This window comes from Sulfurovum sp. bin170, from assembly GCF_010892395.1.
Taxonomy (GTDB): Bacteria; Campylobacterota; Campylobacteria; order Campylobacterales; family Sulfurovaceae; genus UBA1140.
Genome location: NZ_JAACKB010000129.1, coordinates 1 through 3,479, shown reverse-complemented (window position 1 = coordinate 3,479; position 3,479 = coordinate 1). Strand labels below are relative to the sequence as shown.

Below are 3,479 nucleotides of genomic sequence, written 5' to 3'. Positions count from 1 at the left end.
TTTTTTCATTTAATCTCCTCGTATTTAAAAAAATTATAATAGCCAAATAAAGCTTAATCTATTTATACAGTTTGATTAGCTAAAATACATCCTAAAACAGACTACGAAAACAGACTATAAAAAATGGAAACAGATGATAACCTCAGGAAGTTGCTATGCAAAAATATAATGATATAGATTTCAATAATAAAACAGTTCTAATCACAGGTGGAGCAGGATTTATCGGAAGCAACCTCGCTTTCTATTTTCAAGAGAATTATCCAGAGGCAACAGTGGTTATCTTTGATAGCTTTAGAAGTGGTGAGAGACTAAGCAATGGAAACCTAAAGAGTTTTGGACACTATAAGAACCTAGTGGGTTTCAACGGCATTGTCATCAGTGGAGACATCAATGACGCTAAGGCACTAAAAGAGCTTGAGGAGAGCTACAGTTTTGACTATATCTTTCACCAAGCAGCCATCTCTGATACAACAGCTAGTGAGCAGGATTTGATGATACGAACCAATGTCAATGCCTATGAAAATCTTTTGAAAATTGCAATTAAACATCAAGCCAATATGATATACGCCTCATCGGCTGCAACATATGGAGATAGTGATAGATTTGAAGTTGGGTATGAACAACCAAATAATGTTTATGGTTTCTCTAAAGTGATGATGGACAATATTAGCTACAGATATATCAAAAAAGGTGTTAATATCTCCATCGTGGGGCTAAAATATTTTAATGTTTATGGGCAGAGAGAGTTCTTCAAGAACAATACAGCCTCTATGGTGGTTCAGTTTGGACATCAGATATTGGCTGGACTTACACCAAAGCTTTTTGAGGGAAGTGATAAAATTTTAAGAGATTTTATCTATATCGAAGATGTGATTCAAGCCAATATCAGAGCCTCTTCTCCAAAAAAATCAGGAGTCTATAATGTAGGCACTGGAAAGGCTCGAAGTTTTGAAGATATTGTCAATATTTTACAAAAAGAGTTAAAAATAGACAATGGAAAAGAGTATATCCCTAACCCTTTTGTGGGGCAGTATCAGTTCTTTACAGAAGCAAATATTGAGACAACCAAAGATGCGTTAGGGTATGAGCCGAGATTTGAGATGGAGGATGGAATCAGAGCCTACCTCCACGAGATAGAGAGACTCTTTGAAATGGAAATAGAAAATGGCTAAGATACTTGTTATTGGTGATTTGATGATAGACCACTATCTGTGGGGGTCTGTTAACCGTATTTCGCCTGAAGCACCTGTGCAGATTGTTGATATTGAAAAAGAGACCACCGTTTTGGGTGGTGCAGGAAATGTTGTCAATAATCTAAATAGTTTGGGGTGTGAGGTCTCTGTTCTCTCCGTTATCGGTTGCGATGAAGTTGGTTTAGAGCTACGAGAGATGCTCAAAGCGATTGGTACAAATGCCTATCTGGTTGAACAAGAGAGGCGAAAAACCTCAAAAAAGAGCCGAATTATCGCTTCACACTCACAAGTTGTTAGATATGATAGAGAGAGCAAGGATGATATAACTTCTCAGAGTAGTGAAGCTTTATATAGCATGTTTATAACTACTTGTGAAGCTTATGATATTATCTTACTCTCTGATTATGGAAAAGGGGTTTTAACCAAAGAGCTTACTCAAAAAATTATCGCTTATGCCAATGAGAAAAACAGAAGAGTACTCGTTGACCCAAAGGGTAATGACTATAGTAAATATCGTGGAGCTTATCTTCTCACTCCAAACAAAAAGGAGGCGATAGAGGCTTCAAAAATGGAGATTAAAGATGATACAACTCTCATAGAAGTTCTTAAAAAGTTAAAGGATATTGCCGACTTATCAGTCTCACTTATCACCCTTAGCGAAGATGGAATTGCAATCTTTGAAGATAGACTCATTATGAGACCAACTGTTGCAAGAGAGGTTTATGATGTGACAGGTGCTGGGGATACCGTTTTAGCCTCTTTAGGATATGCGTTAGCCAAGGGCAAAGATACCATATCAGCCATAGAGTTTGCAAACCTAGCAGCAGGAGTTGTTGTAGGCAAGATTGGAAGTGCCACAGCAACCATCGAGGAGATAGAGGAGTATAAAGCATCTCTACACAAAACATCCATCGAGCATCATATCAAAAGTTTTGATGAGATAAAAACACAGGTGGAGCGACTAAAAAAGCTTGGCAAAAAGATAGTCTTTACCAATGGCTGTTTTGACATCTTGCATCGCGGACATGTTAGCTACCTCGATACAGCCAAATCGTTTGGAGATGTACTAATCTTAGGTCTAAACTCTGATGCAAGTGTGAAACGACTAAAAGGTGAAAGCAGACCTATCAACACAGAAGAGGATAGAGCCTTTGTTCTTGCAGGGCTACAGAGCGTTGACTTTATAACTATATTTGACGATGATACACCCTATGACCTCATCAAAATGGTAGAGCCTGATGTTTTAGTAAAAGGTGGCGACTATGAGGGAAAAGAGGTTGTAGGTTCTGATATTGCAAGTGAGGTTAAGCTTGTACAGTTTGTTGATGGACGAAGTACTACCAAAACCATCAATAAGATACAAGCTTGTGAGTACTAGATGAGAGTAGCTATAGAGATTCCCACTTGGTTGGGTGATGCCATTATGACCACTCCTGCTATTGAAAATATCGTCAAGAGATACCCAAAGTGTGAAATTATTATATTTGGCTCTTTTGTCTCGACTAAACTTTTTGGGCATCATCCAAATGTTAAAAAGATTATAATTGATGATAGTAAAATTGGCGGAAATCGCTATCTTAACCTATATAAGTTGGCAAAATCTATAGGCAGGGTTGATTTGGCATTTAGTTTTAGAAAGAATTTTACAACTAGATTTCTGCTATGGTTTGTCGATGCTAAAGAGAAGTATATCTATAAACGATACAGAAAAAATGAGATTCATCAGGTGATTCGTTACAATGACTTTATCAATATAAGCTTGAAAATAGATAATGAGCCTAATAAATTAAAAATTTATCTTGACAATCAAGGACAACCACAAAAAACTACCCCTACAGTGGGTCTAAACCCAGGTGCAACATATGGAAGTGCTAAACGGTGGTATCCAGAAGAGTTTGCAAAAGTTGCCATTGAACTTTCTGATAGATACGATATAGTGATTTTTGGTGGAGTAGGTGAGAGGGATATCGCCAGTGATATAGAGAAGAGATTAATAGAAGCAGATATAAAGAACTACAAAAACCTTGCAGGAGAGACCTCTGTAGAGGAGCTTATAGGTCATATCTCTAAACTTGACCTCTTTATCACAAATGACTCTGGTCCTATGCACCTAGCAGCAGCATTTGCTATCCCAACAGTTGCTATCTTTGGACCCACACGACATATCGAGACCCATCAGTGGATGAATAAAAATGAGATGCTGATACGCAAAGAGATGGATTGCTCCCCTTGCATGAAGCGTGTTTGCCCCTTAAAACATCATGAGTGCATGAAGTTAATTAGGGC

3 protein-coding genes are annotated in these 3,479 nt (G+C 37.8%); all 3 read left to right on the top strand.

Annotated features, from left to right (window positions below; translation table 11 throughout):
- The first annotated feature begins 155 nt into the window (after positions 1-155).
- Positions 156-1,172 (top strand): ADP-glyceromanno-heptose 6-epimerase, encoded by a 1,017-nt coding sequence (gene rfaD / locus GSY74_RS03115; protein WP_164663653.1) that lies wholly within the window; start codon positions 156-158, stop codon positions 1,170-1,172.
- Positions 1,165-2,571: a D-glycero-beta-D-manno-heptose-7-phosphate kinase gene (gene rfaE1, locus GSY74_RS03110; protein WP_164663652.1), complete on the top strand. Its 1,407-nt coding sequence runs from the start codon at positions 1,165-1,167 to the stop codon at positions 2,569-2,571. The genes rfaD and rfaE1 overlap by 8 nt, the downstream gene beginning before the upstream one ends.
- Positions 2,572-3,479 (top strand): glycosyltransferase family 9 protein (locus GSY74_RS03105; protein WP_164663651.1); only part of this gene is annotated, 908 nt, incomplete at its 3' end.